Raw genomic sequence first — 19544 nt, 5'->3', positions numbered from 1 at the left:
TCTCAACATGGACATGCCCACCCGACGGCTCGTACGGCTGTCAGTACCACGATCGAGCGATCACGAACCGAGGAAGATCGGACTTAACGCCCACTTAACGCTTGCGGAACGGGCACGCATGAAGGCACCGGCCCTACCGTGCAGACCTTGCGCAGCATCGAGTCCGCCTTTCTCGCCCGCGGCGCAAAAGCGGTCATCTCCACTCTGTGGGAAAACACTGACCCGCAAGGCGTCGTGTTCTCCGCTGTGCTCCACGCACACCTCGGCGTCGGCGCGGACTCCCACACCGCTTACGCCGCCACCATCCGCTACCTAAGCGGACACCGGTGGCGAGTGCCCTGGGAGGCAGGTCCGGTGCGCGCCGCCGAATCAGCAATCGACGCGATGCTTCCGGACTGGCGAAGCCACTTTGACCAACAGGTCGCCGAAAGCCCGCTGTTCTGGGCTGCATTCAAGATCACCGGAGTCGTCTGAGAGAGTCCTGTGGATTGCTCAGCTGACTACCTCGGACCCGTCTCGTCGATGCTGTAGCGCCACCGCGGAGACGCTCGTCTGACGCTCCGGGGCCGGACGAGCCGTTCAAGGCGCCCCGTGAACCTACGCTGACCCGCAGATATCCAGTTTCCGCGTTTTGGCACGTCTTTTCGATGACGCATCACGTGGAGTGCGTGGCGATTCTGGAGCCTGCGGACAAGGGCGCCTGACCTCGGGTTCGTGAGCCAGGTGCTTGTAACAATCAGGCGGCGACGAGCTCCTGCTCACGGTCCGGCGTCTTGACCTCGGGCTTCTTGTTCGGCAGCGAGAGCCGGAAGACCTTGCGCCACGCGGAGAACACCTGCTTGGGCAGCGGTCCGGTGACGTACTCCAGCTCGTACTTCTCGAACAGCGCGCGCACCTTCACCGCGACCTCGGCGTACCGGTTGCTCGGCAGGTCCGGGAACAGGTGGTGCTCGATCTGGTGCGACAGGTTGCCGGTCATGAAGTGCATGGCCCTGCTGCCGCTGATGTTCGCCGAGCCCATCATCTGGCGCAGGTACCACTGGCCGCGCGTCTCGTCCTTGATCGACCGGCGCTCGAAGACCTGTACACCCTCGGGGAAGTGCCCGCACATGATCACCGAGTGGGACCAGATGTTGCGGACCAGGTTCGCGGTGAACGTGGCGGCGAGCGTGGTGAGGAACGACGGGCCCGACAGCAGCGGGTGGATCACGTAGTCCTTGAGCACCTGCTTGCGGATCTTGCGGCCCACGGCCTTGGCCCGTGCGCGGAACTCCGGGTTCTTGCGGCGGCGCTTGTGCAGGTTCTTGCCGAGCTCCAGGTCGTACGCTGCGATGCCGTACTCGAAGAAGCAGGCGTTGATGAAGTTCCACAGCGGCTGGCCGAGGTGGAACGGGTGCCACTTCTGGTCCTCGTCGACGCGCATGATGCCGTAGCCGAGGTCGTTGTCCTTGCCGATCACGTTGGTGTACGTGTGGTGCAGTTCGTTGTGCGAGTGCTTCCACTGGTCGGACGGCGAGACGTGATCCCACTCCCAGGTGGTGGAGTGGATCTTCGGGTCCCGCATCCAGTCCCACTGGCCGTGCAGGACGTTGTGGCCGATCTCCATGTTGTCCATGATCTTCGCCACGGACAGGCCGGCGGTGCCGAGCAGCCATGCGGGCGGGAAGATCGAGAACAGCAGCACGCCCCTGCTGACCAGCTCGAGCTTGCGCTGTGCCGAGATGACCTTACGGATGTAGGCGGCGTCTTTCTCGCCGCGGCCGGCGATCACCTCGTCGCGGATCGCGTCCAGCTCGCGGCCGAGCCCCTCGATCTGCTCGGCGGTCAGGTGGGCGGTGGGGTCGATGGCGGTCAAGGTGCTCCTACCGTTCGATGTCGCAAGGGCCCGCCGCGGCGGACACGCAGGTCTGGATGAGGACGCCCGCCTCGGCCTCGGTGATCTCGCCGGTGCGCAGGTCGCGGACGGCGCCCGCCTTGAGCGGCGTGACGCAGCCGAAGCAGATGCCCATGCGGCACCCGGAGGGCATGAGCACGCCGGCCTCCTCGCCGATGTCCAGCAACGGCGTGGCGCCGTCCGCGTCGACGGTCTTGCCGGTGGCGCTGAACGTGACCTCGCCGCCGCCGCATCCGTCGCCGGCGACGACGACGCCGGGGCGGAAGCGTTCGGTGTGCAGGCGCTCTTGGACGCCGTGCTCGCTCCAGTGCTCTTCAGCGGCGTCGAGCAGGCCCGCGGGCCCGCAAGCCCAGGTCTCGCGCTCGGCCCAGTCGGGCACGAGTTCGTCGAGACGGGCGATGTCGAGCATGCCGTCCGTGGCGGTGTGCACCTCGGTGAGCCGAAGCTTCTTGGCCGCTACCAGGTCGTGCAGTTCGTTGCGGAAGATCACGTCCTGCGGCCGTGGCGCGCAGTGGACCATGACGACGTCGTCGAACTCGGTGTCGCGCAGCATGCCCATCACGGGCGTGATGCCGCTTCCGGCCGTCAGGTAGAGCACCTTGGCGGGCTTGGCCTGCGGCAGCACGAAGTCACCGGTCGCCTGGTCGAGCTGGATCAGCGTGCCCGGTTTCGCCCTGCGGACCAGGTGGTTGCTGACCTTGCCGTCCGGGATCGCCTTCACTGTGATCGTGACGCGGCCGTCCTGGCGGTTCGTCGGCGAGGTGAGGGAGTAGGCACGCCACAGGCGCACGCCGTCGACGTCGATCCCGATCCGCACGTACTGACCGGCTGTGTGGCCGCGCCAGCCCCGTCCCGGCCTGATCACGATGGTCGCGGCGTCACCCGTCTCGGGGTGCACGGCCTCGATGCGCCCCCGCAGGTCGGCGCCCGCACGCAGCGGGTTGACCAGGTCGAGGTAGTCCGACGGCAGCAGCGGCGTCGTGACCATCTCCAGCAGTTTCCACGCCCTGCTGCGAAGGGCTGCACTCGTCATGACTCCAGCTTGCTGCGTCTCAGGGCGTAAAGTCCTGACCGTAGGGCGTGAATCTGGTGGGTGGAATTGTTCGCAGGGAATAAAAACATGAGTCGTGTAACCCAGAGGGCCAGCGAACTGGCCCTGGATGAGACGACGGTCACCGCACTTCGGGCCGCGCTGAAGACCACCGCCGACGAGGTCGTCCAGGCGATCATCGACGAGGTCCCTCCCTACGCCAACGCCCTTTCGGGCAGCATGGGCGGCACCATCCGCCGAGCCGTTCGCACCGCCCTCGGGCACTACCTGGACCTCGCGAGCGGGAACGCCACGGGCGGCGACGGCGGTGACGCGGCCTACGAGCTGGGCCGCGGCGAGGTGCGCGACGGCCGTTCGATGGACGCCCTGCTCAGCGCCTACCGCGTCGGCGCCCGCGTGGCCTGGCGATGCCTGGCAGCGGGCGCCGTGTCCGCAGGTCTGCCCGCCGCCGAGGTCGCCAAGTTCGCGGAGCTGACCTTCGCCTACATCGACGAGCTCTCCGCCGCGAGCGCCGCGGGCCATGCCGACGAACTGGCCGCCCGGGGCAGGGCCCACGAGCGCCACCTGGAACACCTGGCCCGCGACCTCCTCGCCGGAGCGAGCCCGGACGTGCTGCTGGCCTCTGCTCAACGGGCCGGATGGCAGCCTCCGGATTCGCTGACGGCGGTCCTGCTGCCCGCCGCCCAGGCCCGGCCTGCCTACCGCGCGCTCGACCCGAGCACCCTCGTCCTCGACGATCTGCCGGACACCACCGGTGTGCTGCTCGTCCCCGATTCCGACCGATCACATCTCTTGCGGCAGCTGACCGACCGCACCGCCGTGGTCGGCCCGGCCCGGCCATGGACTCGTGCGTCCGCCTCGTACGCACGAGCCGTACGCGCGCGCTCCCTCTCCTCTGATATCCGCGACACCGAGGACCACCTGCCCGAGCTGGTGCTGAGCGCCGACGTGGACGCGTTCGCAGACCTGCGTGTCCGAGCCCTCGCACCGTTGCGCACCTTGCCTGTCGCGACCGCACGGCGGCTGGAGGAGACGTTGCGGGCGTGGCTGCTGCACCAGGGCAGGCGGGACGAGGTGGCGGCGGCGTTGTTCGTCCATCCCCAGACAGTCCGGTACCGGATGTCGCAGCTGCGGGAGCTGTTTCCGGATCTCGCATCGCCACACCGGGTCCTTGAACTGACGCTGGCGGTCGGTCTTCGGGCCAGTTGACGCGTACTTCGACCGTCCACGAACTCCCGGCGGATCCCGGCAACACTCGACGCCGACACACCGCGCTCGCAGGCCAGCCCCCGATCAGCCGACTGTCACCACAGTCATGACCGAGTACAGGTGTCCTGCTCACACTGTGTCGACCACCGGCCGGGGGCGGTGCGTTGCTGGTTTCGGACTGAGCGGGCGTGTCTCGATAGGGGCTTGCCGGAAAGGCGTCATCACCGATTCTGACCGTCCGCGCGGCCCGGTGCCGGCTAGGCGATGAGCCGTTGGGCTGGAGGGGAATGAGCATGATCGGCATGTCCTCCGCTTCGCGTTCTCGTCGGCGTCGGCCGGCGGGGGATGTGGTCCTGGGAGTGGACACGCACCGGGATGCCCATGTGGCCGCCGTGCTCTCCCTATGGGGGGAGGTGATCGGCACCAAGGAATTCTCGGCCACCGCGGCCGGATACCGAGACCTGCTGGGGTGGGCCAGGGCGTCGGGTACGGTACGCCGGGCCGGAGTGGAAGGGACCGGTTCCTTCGGGGCGGCCCTGTCCCGCTACCTGCTGGCCCAGGGCCTGGCCGTTTTCGATGTGAACCGGTTCGACCGGACCGCCGACGGCGAGGCAAGTCGGACCCGCTCGATGCCGAGAACGCGGCCCGGGCGGTGCTGAGCGGGCGGGCGCGTGCCCAGGCCAAGACGGGCGATGGGCCGGTGGAGATCGCCCGGATGTACAAGCTGGCCAAGGACCCGGCGGTCAAGGCCCGCACCCAGGCGATCAACCAGCTCAAGGCCGTACTCATCCGTGCCGATCCGCAACTGAGGACGGAACTGGCCGGGCTGGGCAACGCAGAACTCTTCCGCACCTGCGCCGGGCTCGTCGACGACAGCCTGAACCACGAGGACGACGAAGGGGCGGTGCTCCACGCTACGCACATCACGCTGTGTCTGCTGGCCCGGCGCATCGGGCAGCTCAGCGAAGAAGTCCTGGAGCTGCAAGGCCGCCTGTCCCGGCTGGTGGAGCACCACGCTCCGCAACTGCTCGAGGCAGTGGGCATCGGTCCGGACACAGCCGTCACTTTGCTGATCACGATCGGGGACAACCCGGAACGCCTGGGCAGTGAGGCGTCCTTCGCGGCCCTGCGCGGGGTCAGCCCAGTCGAGCGTTCCTCGGGCAGTCGGCAATACCGTCGCCTCAACCGGGGTGGCGACCGGCAAGCGGACGCGGCCCTGCACCGGATCGTGCAGACCCGCCTACGCGTCGACCCACGCACCCAGGACTACTACGAACGCCGCAGCAAGGAAGGCAAGACTCGACGTGAAATCGTCCGAAGTCTCAAGCGATACGCGGCCCGGGAGGTCTTCCACCTGGTGAGACAGCTACAGCCGGCACCCCGCTCATAGGGGCTGTCGTGACAGATGAGAGGGTCGGACGGGTGAGCGAGACACCACCGAACACCCTGCAATACCGCTTTGACGGGCCAGAAGACGCTCCGGTCCTGATCTTGGGTCCCTCCCTGGGGACCACATGGCACATGTGGGACCGGCAGGTGCCGGAACTGACCAAGCAGTGGCGGGTCTTCCGGTTCGACCTGCCCGGGCACGGCGGCGCCCCCGCTCACCCGGCGGGTTCCGTCGCCGAGCTGACCGGCCGGCTGCTCGCCACGCTGGACGCGGCCGGCGTGCAGCGGTTCGGGTACGCGGGCTGTGCGCTGGGCGGCGCGATCGGGCTGGAGCTCGCGCTGCGTCACCCGGAGCGGCTCGCCTCGCTGGCGCTCGTCGCCGCCTCGCCCCGGTTCGGGACCGCCGACGAGTTCCGCCAGCGCGGGGTGATCGTGCGGACCAACGGGCTCGACCCGATCGCCCGTACCTCCCCGGACCGCTGGTTCACCGGCTCCTTCGCCGCCGCCCAGCCCGCGATCACCGAGTGGGCGGTGCAGATGGTCCGCACCACCGACCCCGGTTGCTACATCGCCGCCTGCGAGGCCCTGGCCGCCTTCGACGTCCGTGCCGAGCTGGGCCGGGCCGGCGCGCCGACCCTCGTGCTGGTCGGCTCCGACGACGGTGTCACCGGGCCCGCCGAGGCCCGTACCCTGGTCGCCGGCATCCGGGACGCCCGGCTCGCGGTCGTCCCCGGCGCCTCCCACCTGGTCCCCGTCGAGCAGCCGGCCGCCGTCACCGACCTGCTGGTCCACCACTTCTCCACCGCCTGGCAGCAGCCGTGCGACACCGGCCACACGGCCCTGCCGAGCCTCGCCGCCCTGCCCGTCCCGGTCGCGCCGCCGCCGGTCGTGCCGGTCGCCGAGATCGCGCCGGCCCCCGTGCCGGCCGCGCTGCCCGCGCCGGCCGACCGGTACGAGACCGGGCTGAAGATCCGCCGCGAGGTGCTCGGCGACGCGCACGTGGACCGGGCGCTGGCCGCGGCCGACGCGTTCTCCGGGGACTTCCAGGACTTCCTCACCCGCGTCACCTGGGGCGAGGTCTGGGACAGGCCGGGTCTGGACCGCCGTACCCGCAGCTGCATCACGCTGACCGCGCTGGTCGCGGGCGGCCACCTGGAGGATCTCGCCTCCCACACCCGGGCGGCGCTGCGCAACGGCCTCACCCCGGACGAGATCAGGGAGGTGCTGCTGCACACGGCCGTGTACTGCGGGGTGCCGGCCGCGCACCGCGCCTTCCGGGTGGCCCAGGGGGTCATCGCGGAGGAGACCACGCCCGACGCGTGAGGCGTCGGGTGACCGCCGGGCTGCCGCAGGCGGCAGGATGGCGGGCATGAAGCTCACGAAGAAGTCCCACGCCTGCGTCCGCCTGGAGAAGGACGGGCGGACGCTCGTCATCGACCCCGGCGGCTTCAGCGAGGCGGACGCGGCCGTCGGCGCGGACGCCGTCCTGGTCACGCACGAGCACCCGGACCACTTCGACGAGGGCCGGCTGCGCGCCGCGCTGGAGGCGAACCCGGCCGCCGAGATCTGGACGCTGAGGTCCGTGGCGGAGCAGGTCGCGGCGGCCTTCCCGGGCCGGGTGCACACCGTCGGCCACGGCGACACGTTCACCGCGGCCGGCTTCGACGTGCAGGTCCACGGCGAACTGCACGCCGTGATCCACCCGGACATCCCGCGCATCACCAACGTGGGCTACCTGATCGACGACGGCAGGGTCTTCCATCCCGGCGACGCCCTCACCGTCCCCGACCGGGCGGTTCAGACGCTGATGCTTCCCGTGATGGCGCCCTGGAACAAGATCTCCGAGGTCATCGACTACGTCCGCGAGGTGCGCCCGCAGCGTGCCTACGACGTCCACGACGCCCTGCTCACCGACCTCGCCCGGCCGATCTACGACCGCCAGATCGGCGCCCTGGGCGGCACCGACCACCTGCGGCTGGCCCCGGGAGCCTCGGCGGAGCTCTGAGGCCCGTTGTCAGAGCCTGCGGGTAGGTTGTGGGACATGCGCATCGCGACCTGGAACGTGAACTCGATCACCGCCCGCCTCCCGAGACTGCTGGCCTGGCTGGAGAGCAGCGGCACCGACGTGCTCTGCCTCCAGGAGGCCAAGGTCGCCGAGGAGCAGTTCCCGTTCGACCCGCTGCGCGAGCTGGGCTACGAGGCGGCGGTGCACGCCACCGGCCGGTGGAACGGCGTGGCGGTGCTCTCCCGCGTCGGCATCGAGGACGTGGTCAAGGGCCTGCCCGGCGACCCCGGGTACGACGGCGCGAGCGAGCCGCGTGCCCTCTCGGCGACGTGCGGCCCGGTCCGCGTCTGGTCGGTGTACGTGCCCAACGGCCGCGAGGTGGACCACCCGCACTACGCGTACAAGCTCCGGTGGTTCGAGGCCCTGAAGGCGGCCGTCGCCGGTGACGCGGGCGGCAGCCGCCCGTTCGCCGTCCTGGGTGACTACAACGTGGCGCCGACGGACGACGACGTCTACGACACGGCCGCCTTCGAGGGCCTCACCCACGTCACCCCCGCCGAGCGCGCCGCCCTCGCCGCGCTGCGCGAGACGGGCCTGGACGACGTCGTGCCCCGCCCGCTGAAGTACGACCACCCGTACACCTACTGGGACTACCGCCAGCTCTGCTTCCCGAAGAACCGCGGCATGCGCATCGACCTGGTGTACGGCAACGAACCCTTCGCCAAGGCGGTCAAGGACGCGTACGTCGACCGTGAGGAGCGCAAGGGCAAGGGCGCCTCCGATCACGCGCCGGTGGTGGTCGACCTCGACGTGTGATGCCAGGCTGGGGCCATGAACCTTCCGTTCCTGAGCCACCGGCACAAGAAGAACGGCGAGGCGGCGCTGCCGGCCGACCCCGAGTCGGTCGCCGCGCTGCTGTCCGAGTGCGAGCTGCTGCGCGCACAGGCGGATCAGGCGGGTGTCCGCCTCGACGACACCCCGGCCTCCCTGGAGGCCCTGGACCAGGTCGTCCCGCGCTGGCGCGACGACACCGAGACCCTGCCCGGGCTCGGCCATGACGCGGGGCTCTATCTGGGCACGGTCGTGGTGCGCACCGTGCCCGGCGCCCGCTGGCGGATCCGCCCCGGCGGGGAGCCCGTCGTCCTCCTGTCCTCCGGCCGGGAGATCGAGGTCGCGGACGCCGGTCAGGAGTGGGCGGCGAGCGGCGTCCCCGAGCTGTCCCAGCTGTACGCCGAGATCGCCGAGAGCTGAGCCGGTTCCTGCCGCCGGTCCCCGCCGTCGACACCCGCCCCCTCACACCACCACCCCGTTTGCGGTAAATACGGCTAATGCCCGAAAAGTGCGTGTCGTCCCTCAACTCCGCTGGCGTCTGGATAGGTTGCGGCAACCACGACACAGCTGAGAGTGAGTAGGGCTGCGGATGGCCGTCGATCCGTTGATCGAACTGCTGGGCGTCAACAAGTACTACGGGGAACTGCATGTCCTGCGGGACATCGACCTCACCGTCGGCAAGGGAGAGGTGGTCGTGGTCGTCGGCCCGTCCGGGTCGGGGAAGTCGACGCTGTGCAGGACGATCAACCGGCTGGAGACCGTCGAGTCCGGCACCATCACCCTCGACGGCGAGCCGCTGCCCGAGGAGGGAAAGGCGCTCGCCCGGATGCGCGCCGAGGTCGGCATGGTCTTCCAGTCCTTCAACCTCTTCGCCCACAGGACGGTCCTCCAGAACGTCTCCCTCGCCCAGGTCAAGGTCCGCAGGCGCACGAGGGACGACGCCGACCGGCGCTCGCGTGAACTCCTCGACCGGGTCGGCCTGCTCGCGCACGCCGGCAAGTACCCGGCGCAGCTCTCCGGCGGCCAGCAGCAGCGCGTGGCCATCGCCCGCGCCCTCGCCATGGACCCCAAGGCGATGCTCTTCGACGAGCCCACCTCCGCCCTCGACCCGGAGATGATCAACGAGGTGCTGGAGGTCATGCGGGCGCTCGCCCGTGACGGCATGACCATGGTCGTCGTCACCCACGAGATGGGCTTCGCCCGCGCCTCCGCCAACCGGGTCGTCTTCATGGCCGACGGCCGCATCGTCGAGGACCGCACCCCGGAGGAGTTCTTCACCGCCCCGCGCAGCGAGCGCGCCAAGGACTTCCTCTCCAAGATCCTCAAGCACTGATCGGGGGAGCGCGACCGTGATCCGTACCACCCGTGTGCCCCGCGCCCCGGGCGCCGTCCTCGGCGCTGTCCTGTGCGGCGCGCTCGCGCTGCTGGCCGCCGCCTGCGGCAAGGAGGGCAGCCCGCCGAGCAAGGGCCCGGCGGCCGACAGGCTCCCGCACTACCGGGTCGACCGGAGCTTCAGCCTGCCCGCCTCCGGCACCTGGAACCGGGCGAAGCGGCGCGGCTATTTCGTCGTCGGCGCCAAGGAGGACCAGCCCTACCTCGGCGAGAAGGACCCGGCGACCGGCACCTACTCCGGCTTCGACATCGAGATCGCCAGGATGATGTCCGCCTCCCTCGGCCTTGCGCCGCAGTCGGTGCACTTCAAGACCATCGCCTCCGCCAACCGCGAGACCGCCCTGCAGAACGGCCAGATCGACTACTACGTCGGCACGTACACCATCAACGCCAACCGCAAGCAGCTCGTCGGCTTCGCCGGGCCCTACTTCATGGCCGGCCAGTCCCTGCTGGTACGCAAGGACGAGAACGCCATCCACGGCCCCGGCGACCTCGACGGCAGACGCGTCTGCTCGGCCGCCGGCTCCACGCCGTACCAGCGCATCCAGGCCGACTACCCGAGGGCCGTCCTGGTCGGCTACGACACCTACTCGGTCTGCGTCGACAACCTGCTCACCTATCAGGTCGACGCGGTCACCACCGACGACGCCATCCTCATCGGCTACACGGCCAAGGCCCCCGACGAACTCAAGGTCGTCGGCAAGCCGTTCTCGAAGGAGCCGTACGGCATCGGCGTCCCGCGCGGCGACGACGCCCTGCGCTTCGCCCTGAACGACGCCCTGGAGGCCCGGCAGAAAAACGGCGACTGGAAGAAGGCGTACGAGGCCACGCTCGGCCTGTCCGGCGTGCCCGCCCCCCACCCGCCCCCGATCGACCGCTACCCGGCGCCCGGTGCGAGGACGGCATGAACGTACTGACCGACAACTTCTCCCTCTACGGCGAGGGTTTCCTCGGCACCGTCGAACTCACCGTCTACGCCGGGCTGCTGGCGCTGGCGCTGGGCTTCCTGATGGCGTCCTTCCGGGTCGCCCCCGTCGCCTCCCTGCGCGTCTTCGGCACCGTGTGGGTCACCGTGCTGCGCAACACCCCGCTCACCCTGCTGTTCTTCGCGGTGGTGCTCGGCCTGCCCCGGTTCGGACTCGTGCTGCCCTTCCAGGTGTTCGCCGTCCTCGCCCTCGGCTGCTACACCTCGGCGTTCATCTGCGAGGCCCTGCGCTCCGGCATCAACACCGTGCCCAGGGGACAGGGCGAGGCGGCCCGCAGCCTCGGCATGACCTTCGGCCAGACCCTGAACCTGGTCGTGCTGCCCCAGGCGTTCCGCTCGGTGATCCCGCCGGTCGGCTCCACCCTCATCGCCCTCGCGAAGAACTCCGCCATCGCGGGCGCGTTCAGCGTCACCGAACTGCTCGGCACCTACAAGACCCTCAACGAACTGGGCTACAACATCGTCTGGACCTTCGTCTGGATCGCCCTCGGCTACCTGGTCATCACGCTCGCCGTCAGCGCGCTGTTCCACGCGCTGGAGCGCACCTGGGGAGTCGCCCGATGACCGGCACCACCGCCCTCTACGACATCCCGGGCCCGCGCACCAGGCAGCGGCACCGCCTCTACGGCGTGCTGGCCGCCGCCGTGCTCCTCGGCCTGGTCGCCTGGATCCTGTATCTGCTGTTCGACACCGGCCAGTTCACGTACACCAAGTGGATGCCCTTCGCGTACAAGGGCATCCAGGAGCTGCTGCTGCGCGGCCTCGGCAACACCCTGAAGGCCTTCGCCGTCGCGGCCGCGCTCTCCCTGGTGCTCGGCGCGGTGCTCGCCGTCGGGCGGCTGTCGGACCACCGGCCGGTGCGCCTCGTGGCCGCGGTCCTCGTGGAGTTCTTCCGCGCCATGCCCGTCCTGGTGATGATCTTCTTCATCTTCGTGGCGCTCAAGGCGCAGCCGCTGACCGCGCTCGTCGCCGGACTCACCCTCTACAACGGCTCGGTGCTCGCCGAGGTCCTGCGCTCGGGCGTGAACGCCGTCGAACGCGGCCAGCACGAGGCCGCGTTCGCGCTCGGCATGCGCAAGACGCAGGTCATGACGCACGTCCTCGTCCCGCAGGCCGTGCGCGCCATGCTGCCCGCCGTCATCAGCCAGTTGGTGGTCGCCCTGAAGGACACCTCCCTCGGCTACCTCATCACCTACGAGGAGTTCCTCCATGCCGGGAAACTGATCGCCTCCAACCTCGACTACGATTTGCCGTTCATCCCTGTGGTGATGGTGATCTCGCCGATCTACATCGGGATGTGCATGCTGCTCTCGTGGTGCGCCGTCCGGGTGTCCCGCCGTGAGCAGCGCAGCCCCAGGACCGAGGCGGTGGCTCTCGCCACACCGGGTCCTGGGGCGCTGCTGCCGGGCGGGGAGCCCCCCACGGTCCCGAAACCCTAGGAGGGGCGGCAGTTCACACGGGCCAGGCTCGTCCGGCGGCAGCCGGAGATCACTGCTCGCGCACGGGGACGGACACGTACGACGGGTCGTCCGAGGGCGAGGAGAAGGTCAGCTGCGCGCCGGACGGGTTGTGCTCGATGTACAGCGGGTCGACCGTGTCGACCACCAGCGCGAGGCGGTGCCCGGCGGGTACGTCGTAGGCCGTGGAGAACAGGTCCAGGTCGACGTCGAACGGCGTGCCGGGTGTCCTCCCGTGCCAGGTGTACGGCGCGTGCGTGACCAGCTTGCCGACGCCGAGCGGCCCCACGTCGTACAGGTAGGCGACGAGGGTGCCGCTCTCCGCCGTCGGGGTCAGCGTTGTGTGCAGGCTCGCCGTGCCCCGCACCTGCTGCGCGGTGTCGTGGCGCGGCGACTGCCACACGGCCGCCCAGCGGCGCGGCAGCAGCGGGATCGAGGCCATCGGCGGCAGCTGGGCGACCTGGTCCAGGATGCTGGAGAGGAAGACGATCCCGCCGTCGGCGCCCGAGTCGACGCCTGCGTGGATGGTGGTGGAGCCCGCGAGCGCGATCTTCTCGCGGGTCGCGCCGACCGACTTCCAGTCCGGGTAGCCCTCGTATCCCCCCGCGCTACGGGACTTCAGCCGGACCGGTTCCTCGTGGTCGACGCCGGTGTCCGCGCCCTTGAGATAGTGGCCGAGCCAGCGCTCGGTGTCCGTCCAGACGTCGTTGGGCAGCCCGAACAGGCCGGTCAGCTCGGCGGTCGCGTGGTCGCCGGGGCGCAGCTCCAGCCGCTTGGGCACCTTCAGTTTCTCGTAGAAGTCGGCGTACTCGTTGGGGTTGAAGATGGTGTCGCCCCAGGCGTTGGCGAGCATCACGGCGGCGCCGTTGCGGTTCAGCTGGTCGAGGTAGGTCGCGGGAGAACGTTTCTTCGCCCATGCGATCATCTCCTGCTCCTTCGACAGGTTCGAGGAGTACAGGTTCTGGAACATCGCGCGCAGTTCCGGGCTCTCGCGGCCGGTGAGCCGTCCCAGGCCGTCCAGCACGGCGAGCGCCTGCACGTGCTGGGTGCGGCCCGAGTAGATCGAGTCGACGAGGTCCGCCCAGCCGCTCAGCGCCGCCACCGCCCTGATCCGCCTGTCGTGCGCGGCGGCGAGCAGGCTGATCCCGGCGCCGTACGACACCCCCGCCATGCCGATGTGCCGCGGGTCGGCCGGGGTGTGGGCCAGGGCCCAGTCGATGACCTTGGAGGCGTCCGCCACGTCCGGCGGACCGGCCACTTCTATCTGCCCGCCGGACTGCCAGAACCCGCGCACGTTGTAGCTGAGGACCACGTAGCCGGCGTCGGCGAGCTTCTCGGCCTGCGCCAGGTACTCCACCTGCGGCAGGGACCAGCTCGTGGGCAGCACGACGAGCGGGTAGCGGTGCGTGGCGCTCGCGTCCGCGGGGGCGACGACGTTCGCCTTCAGCACGGTGCCGCCGTCGCCGGTGATGTCCACGAAGCGCACGGACGGGGCGGCGGCCGGCGCGGCCTGGGCGGCCGGGGCCAGGCCGACGACGCCTGCCGCGACGAGCGCCGCCGATACGGCCGTGGCGGCTGTGGTGCGCAGGGCGGTGCGGCCGTGTCCTGCGGATGCCATGGGTCACTCCTTCACTCGTGTCAGTGCAAAGTGACCCGACGGTAACCGCGCCCCTTTACCGTAAGTAACCCGTCGGTAAGTTACGTGCGGGTAAAGATTGTTGAAGTGCTAAGCGGCCGTGTCGGCGGAGGCCGTCGCGGGGGCGGGGGTGCGCGCCGCGCGGGTCACGTCCGCCACCAGTTCCACCACGTCCGGTCCGTACGCCTGCGAGTTGAGCACCTTCAGCAGCAGCACGAACGAGCCGGTGCCGTACTTGCGGTGCAGCCGCTCGTGGTGGCGGGCGAGATAGCGGGTCGCGGCCTGGTTGGTGATCGCGCTCTGGCCGCAGAAGAGGAACACCGGCCGCGCCTGGCCGCTCGTGGTGACCCGGGCGAGCAGCACGTGCTCGGCGGTGCCGCGCGCCATCGGGTAGTGCTCGCCGCCGATCCGGAAGGCGCCGCGCTCCGGACCCGGTTCCGGTTCGGTGTTGACCGCGAGACCCGGCAGCATCGCCGACATGTGGGCGGCCGTGCGCCGGTTGGACGCCGGGCCGCCGACACAGAACTCGGTGCGCTCGCCGAAGCCCTGCTGGACCGTGTCCTGGGTGACCACCTGGGCGTTCGCTCCGCACTCCTTGATGAGCGCGGACAGTTCCAGCAGCGCGAACACGTCGAAGCGGTGCACCGCCGGTTCGGCGGCGGCCGGGTCGCGGTTGACGACGAGCAGCGACTCCGCGTTCTGCGGCAGCCCGAAGAACGCCTGCTTGCGCCGGAGTTTGCGGCGCCACAGATACGTGCGGGCGAGCCAGCCCAGCGAGGCGGACATGCCCGTGGCCACCAGGCCGAGGACGATGTTGCGCACGTCGTCGTTCATGGGCGCGCATGCTAGCGGTCCCGGGCAACGGCAACGTACCGGTGTTCGATCCGTGACGTTCGTGCGCCGGTGGCCGAGGCGTACTGTCGGTACTGCGGCAATCTCGTTACGCTGCGCGGACTGTCCCGACGGGAGGCACGGATGGGTCGTCCTGGCACGCGGAAACTTACGGTTCTGGCGGTCTCGGCCGCCCTGGTGTCGGTGGGGGCGGCCGCGCCGCCCGCCGCGACGAGCAGCACCCCCACCAAGGCCCCGGTGGCCGTCGGTTACGGCGGCGCCGTCGCGAGTGTCGACGCGGACGCCACCGCGGCCGGTATCGAGGTCCTGCGGCACGGCGGCAACGCGGTCGACGCGGCCGTCGCCACCGCGGCCGCGCTCGGCGTCACCGAGCCCTACTCCTCCGGCATCGGCGGAGGCGGCTACTTCGTCTACTACGACGCCAGGACCCGCAGCGTGCACACCATCGACGGCCGGGAGACGGCGCCGCTGAGCGCCGGCTCCGACCTGTTCGTGGAGAACGGCAAGCCGCTCTCCTTCGCCGACGCCGTCAGCAGCGGGCTGAGCGTCGGCACCCCGGGCACGCCCGCCACCTGGCAGTCGGCGCTGGACGACTGGGGCACCGAACGGCTCGGCACGGTACTGAAGCCCGCCGAGCGCATCGCCCGCGACGGCTTCACCGTGGACGACACCTTCCGCTCGCAGACCGCGTCCAACGAGACCCGGTTCCGCTACTTCCCCGACACCGCGAAGCTGTTCCTGCCCGGCGGCCGGCTCCCCGCCGTCGGCTCCACCTTCAAGAACCCCGAACTCGCCCGCACCTACGAGGAGTTGGGTCGCAAGGGCATCGGCACGGTCTACCGCGGGGACATCGGCGACGACATCGTCGACACCGTCGAGCACCCGCCCGTGGACCCCGCCTCCGGCTGGACGGCGCGCCCCGGGAAGCTGGCCGAGAAGGACCTCGCCGTCTACCGGACCAGGCTCCAGGCCCCCACGAGGACGTCGTACCGCGGCCTGAACGTCTACTCCATCGCGCCCTCCTCCTCCGGCGGCACCACGGTCGGCGAGGCGCTCAACATCCTGGAGAACACCGACCTTTCGAAGGCGAGCGAAGCGCAGTACCTGCACCACTTCATCGAGGCGAGCCGCATCGCCTTCGCCGACCGGGGGCGCTGGGTCGGCGACCCCGCGTTCGAGGACGTGCCGACCAGGCAGCTGCTGTCGCAGCGGTTCGCCGACTCGCGCGCCTGCCTGATCAAGGACGACGCCGTCCTGACCAGCCCGCTCGCCCCCGGCGACCCGCGCCACCCGAAGGCCTGCGGCACGGGCGGCACGGCGGCCCCGACGACCTACGAGGGCCAGAACACCACGCATCTGACGGTGGCCGACAAGTGGGGCGACGTCGTCTCCTACACGCTCACCATCGAGCAGACCGGCGGCAGCGCCATCACCGTGCCCGGCCGGGGCTTCCTGCTCAACAACGAGCTGACGGACTTCTCCTTCACCCCGGCCGACCCGGCCGTGCACGACCCGAACCTGCCGGGTCCGGGCAAGCGGCCCCGCTCGTCGATCGCGCCGACGATCGTCCTGGACCGCCACAACGTGCCGGTGGTGGCACTCGGTTCGCCCGGCGGAGCCACCATCATCACGACCGTGCTCCAGACCCTGACCGAGTTCCTCGACCGGCACCTCCCGCTGGTCGACGCCATCGCCGCCCCCCGCGCCAGCCAGCGCAACGCGGCCCGGACCGAACTCGAACCGGCCCTCTACGGCAGCGACATGAAGAAGCAGCTGGAGGCCATCGGCCACTCCTTCTCCCTCAACCCCGAGATCGGCGCGGCCACCGGCGTCCAGCGCCTGCCCGGCGGCGAGTGGCTGGCCGCCGCCGAGAAGGTACGCCGCGGCGGCGGCTCGGCGATGGTGGTGGACCCGGCGCGGTGAGCGCGGCCGCCACAGGCCGCTGCTACGGCTCCGGCGGCGGAGGCTGGGAGCGGGCGGAGCGGAAGTCCAGGTGGCCGTCCGTCACGTCCACCGTCACCCGGCTGCCCTCGGAGATCGTGCCGTCCAGCAGGAGGCGGGACAGCTGGTTGTCCACCTCCCGCTGGATGGTGCGGCGCAGCGGGCGGGCGCCGTACTCGGGCTGGTAGCCGCGCTGGGCGAGCCAGTCGACCGCCGGGTCCGTGAAGTGGACCGTGACGCCCTGGCCCTCCAGCAGCCGCCGGGTCCCGTCCAGCAACAGCTCGGTGATCTGCCGCAGTTGGGCGCCGGTGAGCTGGCGGAAGACCACGATCTCGTCGATGCGGTTGAGGAACTCCGGCCGGAAGTGCTCGCGCAGCGGCCGCAGGATCTGCTCGCGCCGCGCCTCCTCGTCCGCGTCCGCACCGCCCGGCCCGAACCCGATCCCGGCGCCGCGCCGGGTGATCGCCTCCGAGCCGAGGTTGCTGGTCATCACGATGACGGTGTTGGTGAAGTCCACCGTCCGCCCCTGGGAGTCGGTCAGCCGGCCGTCGTCCAGGACCTGGAGCAGGATGTTGAAGACGTCCGGGTGCGCCTTCTCCACCTCGTCGAGCAGGAGCAGCGAGTACGGGTACCGGCGCACCACCTCGGTGAGCTGGCCGGCCTCCTCGTGGCCGACGTACCCGGGCGGGGCGCCGACCAGCCGGGAGACGGTGTGCCGCTCCTGGTACTCGCTCATGTCCAGGCGGACCATCCGCTCCTCGCTGCCGAACAGCGCCTCGGCGAGGGCCCGGGCCAGCTCGGTCTTGCCGACGCCGGTCGGGCCGAGGAACAGGAAGCTGCCGATCGGCCGGTTCGGGCTCGCGAGGCCCGCGCGGGAGCGCAGCACGGCCTCCGAGACCACGGCGACGGCCTCCTCCTGGCCGACGACCCGCTGGTGCAGATGCCGCTCCAGGTCGAGCAGGCGTTCCTTCTCCTCCTGGGTGAGCCGGGCGACCGGGACCCCGGTCTGCCGGGACACCACCTCGGCGACGGCCTCCGCGGTCACCTCCAGATCCAGCCCCTCGTCGGCCTTGTCGCCGCCGCTGACCTGCTCGATCCGCTGCTTCAGCTCGCCGATCCGGTCCCGCAGCTGCTTGGCCGCGTCGTAGTCCTCGGCCGCGACCGCCTGGTCCTTGTCCAGGACCAGCTGCTCCACCTCGCGCTCCATCGCGCGCACGTCCGTGCCCTTGGTCCGGGCACCGAGCCGTACCCGGGCGCCCGCCTGGTCGATCAGGTCGATCGCCTTGTCCGGCAGCCGCCGGTCGGTGAGATAGCGGTCCGAGAGCTGGACGGCGGCGACCAGCGCCTCGTCGGTGTAGCGGACCTGGTGGTGGGCCTCGTACCGGTCGCGCAGCCCGCGCAGGATCTCGATGGTGTCCGTGACCGTCGGCTCGGGCACCAGGATCGGCTGGAACCGGCGGGCCAGCGCCGCGTCCTTCTCGATCCGGCGGAACTCCTCCAGCGTGGTCGCGCCGACGATGTGCAGTTCGCCGCGGGCGAGCGCCGGTTTCAGGATGTTCCCGGCGTCCATCGCGCCGCCCTCGCCGCCCGAGCCCGCGCCGACGACGGTGTGCAGCTCGTCGATGAACACGACCAGCCGGTCGGAGTGGGCGCGGATCTCCTCGACGATGGTGTTGAGCCGCTCCTCGAAGTCGCCCCGGTAGCGGGTGCCGGCGACGACCCCGGTGAGGTCCAGCGCGACGACCCTGCGCCCGGCCAGCCCGTCCGGTACGTCCCCGTCGCCGATGCGCTGCGCGAGCCCCTCCACGACGGCCGTCTTGCCGACCCCGGCGTCGCCGATCAGGACCGGGTTGTTCTTGCCGCGTCGCGACAGCACCTCGATGGTCTGCTCGATCTCGGTGTCCCGGCCGATCACCGGGTCGATCCGGCCCTGCCGGGCCAGTTCGGTCAGATCACGGCCGTACTTGTCCAGCGTGGGCGTGCCGGTGGGCCGTTGCCGCTCCGGGCGGGGCTGTGTGCTCTCCGGCGCCTCGGGCGGCAGCCCGCCCGCCGAGAACCGGGCCGCGTTCAGGATGTGCCCGGCGGCCGAGTCCGGGTTCGCGGCCAGCGCGCTGAGCACGTGCTCCGGGCCGATGTACCCGGCGCCGCTCGACCGCGCCAGGTCGTGCGCGTCCAGCAGGGCGCGCTTGACGGCCGGGGTGAGCGACAGCGAGGTGGGCGGCGGTGCCTCGCCGGGCGGGTGCTGGACCGGGCCCGCCCGGTCGTCGATCTCCGTGGCGAGCGAGTCCGGGTCCGCGCCGGCCCTGCTCAGCAGGCTCCGGGTGGGCTCGGCCGACACCGCCGCGCGCAGCAGATGCTGGGTGTCCAGGTCCCGGCTGCCGTGCTCGGCGGCGTACTGGGCGGCTCCTCTGACCAGCTCCCGGGCCGGCTGGCTGAGCAGCCGGCCGATGTCGATGTGGCGGGGTCCGGGGGCTGCGCCGGATCCGCCGAAGAAGCGGGCCAGGAAATCGCCGAAGGGGTCGGGAGGGTAGCCGTTGGTCATGGCGTTCCGTTCCTCGCTGGCTGTTCATGCCCACGATGACACGATCCGTGGGGGCGGGCATGTTCGCCTGCGGGGGAGCGGGGCGCCGGCCGGCGGGCGGCTGCGGGCGCGCCGCGGCCGCGCGCGCGGCTCCCCGCGCCGTCCGTGCCACCAGCGCCCGGGGCCCGCTGCCCCGGCACCGCTCGGCGAGAATCCCCGGGCCGGTCTCCGTGATCACGACCGTGTGTCCGGCATGGGACGCGCGGGAGCCGTCGCTCGTGCGCAGGGGAAGACACCCCGGCCGGCGCGAACCCCGTTCGGGACGTCCGGGTCCTCATGGCATCCGGCGGCCCACGCCGTGGTCGCACAAGCCCTGAGGGA

General features: G+C 70.9%; 15 protein-coding genes and 2 pseudogenes. 12 read left to right on the top strand and 5 right to left on the bottom strand.

The genetic code is table 11. The annotated features are described in order from the left end of the window. Positions 1 to 105: 105 nt before the first annotated feature. Positions 106 to 474: pseudogene (locus tag ACZ4MF_RS31055) on the top strand (CHAT domain-containing protein); the annotation flags it as partial. A gap of 262 nt (positions 475 to 736) precedes the next feature. On the opposite strand, the gene ACZ4MF_RS31050 reads toward ACZ4MF_RS31055, so the two are convergent. Further along, on the bottom strand, positions 737 to 1855 hold the full coding sequence (locus ACZ4MF_RS31050) for a fatty acid desaturase family protein (protein ID WP_467495306.1): 1119 nt from the start codon (positions 1853 to 1855) through the stop codon (positions 737 to 739). A 7-nt stretch (positions 1856 to 1862) separates the two neighbouring features. After that, positions 1863 to 2927, bottom strand: a complete 1065-nt coding sequence (locus tag ACZ4MF_RS31045) for a ferredoxin reductase (protein ID WP_467495304.1) — start codon at positions 2925 to 2927, stop codon at positions 1863 to 1865. Positions 2928 to 3014: 87 nt separating this feature from the next. On the opposite strand from ACZ4MF_RS31045, the gene ACZ4MF_RS31040 reads away from it, so the two are divergent. The 10 genes and pseudogenes from ACZ4MF_RS31040 (at position 3015) to ACZ4MF_RS30995 (ending at position 12195) form a co-directional block, all read left to right on the top strand. Beyond that, complete coding sequence (locus tag ACZ4MF_RS31040) at positions 3015 to 4154, top strand: PucR family transcriptional regulator (RefSeq protein ID WP_467495302.1); 1140 nt, start codon at positions 3015 to 3017, stop codon at positions 4152 to 4154. Positions 4155 to 4447: 293 nt separating this feature from the next. After that, a pseudogene (locus ACZ4MF_RS31035) lies at positions 4448 to 5544 on the top strand (IS110 family RNA-guided transposase). Between the two features lie 32 nt (positions 5545 to 5576). Next, positions 5577 to 6866, top strand: a complete 1290-nt coding sequence (gene pcaDC, locus ACZ4MF_RS31030; RefSeq protein ID WP_467495300.1) for a bifunctional 3-oxoadipate enol-lactonase/4-carboxymuconolactone decarboxylase PcaDC — start codon at positions 5577 to 5579, stop codon at positions 6864 to 6866. A gap of 46 nt (positions 6867 to 6912) precedes the next feature. Next, positions 6913 to 7548, top strand: coding sequence for an MBL fold metallo-hydrolase (locus ACZ4MF_RS31025; protein WP_467495298.1), 636 nt, complete (start codon positions 6913 to 6915; stop codon positions 7546 to 7548). A 36-nt stretch (positions 7549 to 7584) separates the two neighbouring features. Next, positions 7585 to 8364: an exodeoxyribonuclease III gene (locus tag ACZ4MF_RS31020; protein ID WP_362820772.1), complete on the top strand. Its 780-nt coding sequence runs from the start codon at positions 7585 to 7587 to the stop codon at positions 8362 to 8364. A 15-nt stretch (positions 8365 to 8379) separates the two neighbouring features. Further along, positions 8380 to 8799 (top strand): DUF6278 family protein, encoded by a 420-nt coding sequence (locus ACZ4MF_RS31015; RefSeq protein WP_467495296.1) that lies wholly within the window; start codon positions 8380 to 8382, stop codon positions 8797 to 8799. A gap of 169 nt (positions 8800 to 8968) precedes the next feature. Further along, positions 8969 to 9712 carry an amino acid ABC transporter ATP-binding protein gene (locus tag ACZ4MF_RS31010; protein ID WP_467495294.1) on the top strand — a complete coding sequence of 248 codons (744 nt, stop codon included), beginning with the start codon at positions 8969 to 8971 and terminating at the stop codon, positions 9710 to 9712. A gap of 34 nt (positions 9713 to 9746) precedes the next feature. Beyond that, a complete protein-coding gene (locus ACZ4MF_RS31005; protein ID WP_467495320.1) occupies positions 9747 to 10679 on the top strand; it encodes a glutamate ABC transporter substrate-binding protein in 933 nt (310 codons plus the stop codon). Then, complete coding sequence (locus ACZ4MF_RS31000) at positions 10676 to 11320, top strand: amino acid ABC transporter permease (RefSeq protein WP_467495292.1); 645 nt, start codon at positions 10676 to 10678, stop codon at positions 11318 to 11320. Before ACZ4MF_RS31005 ends, ACZ4MF_RS31000 begins: the two co-directional genes overlap by 4 nt. Further along, positions 11317 to 12195: an amino acid ABC transporter permease gene (locus ACZ4MF_RS30995; RefSeq protein WP_467495290.1), complete on the top strand. Its 879-nt coding sequence runs from the start codon at positions 11317 to 11319 to the stop codon at positions 12193 to 12195. The genes ACZ4MF_RS31000 and ACZ4MF_RS30995 overlap by 4 nt, the downstream gene beginning before the upstream one ends. A gap of 49 nt (positions 12196 to 12244) precedes the next feature. On the opposite strand, the gene ACZ4MF_RS30990 is transcribed toward ACZ4MF_RS30995, so the two are convergent. Continuing rightward, positions 12245 to 13831 (bottom strand): alpha/beta fold hydrolase, encoded by a 1587-nt coding sequence (locus ACZ4MF_RS30990; protein ID WP_467495288.1) that lies wholly within the window; start codon positions 13829 to 13831, stop codon positions 12245 to 12247. Between the two features lie 108 nt (positions 13832 to 13939). Next, positions 13940 to 14683 (bottom strand): hypothetical protein, encoded by a 744-nt coding sequence (locus tag ACZ4MF_RS30985; protein WP_467495286.1) that lies wholly within the window; start codon positions 14681 to 14683, stop codon positions 13940 to 13942. A gap of 141 nt (positions 14684 to 14824) precedes the next feature. Here ACZ4MF_RS30985 and ggt point away from each other — a divergent pair, with 141 nt between their 5' ends. Continuing rightward, positions 14825 to 16624 (top strand): gamma-glutamyltransferase, encoded by a 1800-nt coding sequence (gene ggt, locus ACZ4MF_RS30980; RefSeq protein ID WP_467495284.1) that lies wholly within the window; start codon positions 14825 to 14827, stop codon positions 16622 to 16624. Between the two features lie 22 nt (positions 16625 to 16646). On the opposite strand, the gene ACZ4MF_RS30975 is transcribed toward ggt, so the two are convergent. Then, entirely contained in the window at positions 16647 to 19184 is a 2538-nt protein-coding gene (locus ACZ4MF_RS30975; RefSeq protein WP_467495283.1) for an ATP-dependent Clp protease ATP-binding subunit, read from the bottom strand. Between the last annotated feature and the right edge of the window lie 360 nt (positions 19185 to 19544).

The organism is Streptomyces sp. NPDC025793 (genome assembly GCF_055558375.1).
This window is presented reverse-complemented; position numbering and strand designations above follow the sequence as displayed.

Coding starts and splice junctions, on each gene's coding strand:
- ACZ4MF_RS31045 (WP_467495304.1), bottom strand. CDS start 2,927: ATGACGAGTGCAGCCCTTCGCAGCAGGGCGTGGAAACTGCTGGAGATG.
- ACZ4MF_RS31040 (WP_467495302.1), top strand. CDS start 3,015: ATGAGTCGTGTAACCCAGAGGGCCAGCGAACTGGCCCTGGATGAGACG.
- ACZ4MF_RS31025 (WP_467495298.1), top strand. CDS start 6,913: ATGAAGCTCACGAAGAAGTCCCACGCCTGCGTCCGCCTGGAGAAGGAC.
- ACZ4MF_RS31020 (WP_362820772.1), top strand. CDS start 7,585: ATGCGCATCGCGACCTGGAACGTGAACTCGATCACCGCCCGCCTCCCG.
- ACZ4MF_RS31015 (WP_467495296.1), top strand. CDS start 8,380: ATGAACCTTCCGTTCCTGAGCCACCGGCACAAGAAGAACGGCGAGGCG.
- ACZ4MF_RS31010 (WP_467495294.1), top strand. CDS start 8,969: ATGGCCGTCGATCCGTTGATCGAACTGCTGGGCGTCAACAAGTACTAC.
- ACZ4MF_RS31000 (WP_467495292.1), top strand. CDS start 10,676: ATGAACGTACTGACCGACAACTTCTCCCTCTACGGCGAGGGTTTCCTC.
- ACZ4MF_RS30995 (WP_467495290.1), top strand. CDS start 11,317: ATGACCGGCACCACCGCCCTCTACGACATCCCGGGCCCGCGCACCAGG.
- ACZ4MF_RS30990 (WP_467495288.1), bottom strand. CDS start 13,831: ATGGCATCCGCAGGACACGGCCGCACCGCCCTGCGCACCACAGCCGCC.
- ACZ4MF_RS30985 (WP_467495286.1), bottom strand. CDS start 14,683: ATGAACGACGACGTGCGCAACATCGTCCTCGGCCTGGTGGCCACGGGC.
- ggt (WP_467495284.1), top strand. CDS start 14,825: ATGGGTCGTCCTGGCACGCGGAAACTTACGGTTCTGGCGGTCTCGGCC.
- ACZ4MF_RS30975 (WP_467495283.1), bottom strand. CDS start 19,184: ATGACCAACGGCTACCCTCCCGACCCCTTCGGCGATTTCCTGGCCCGC.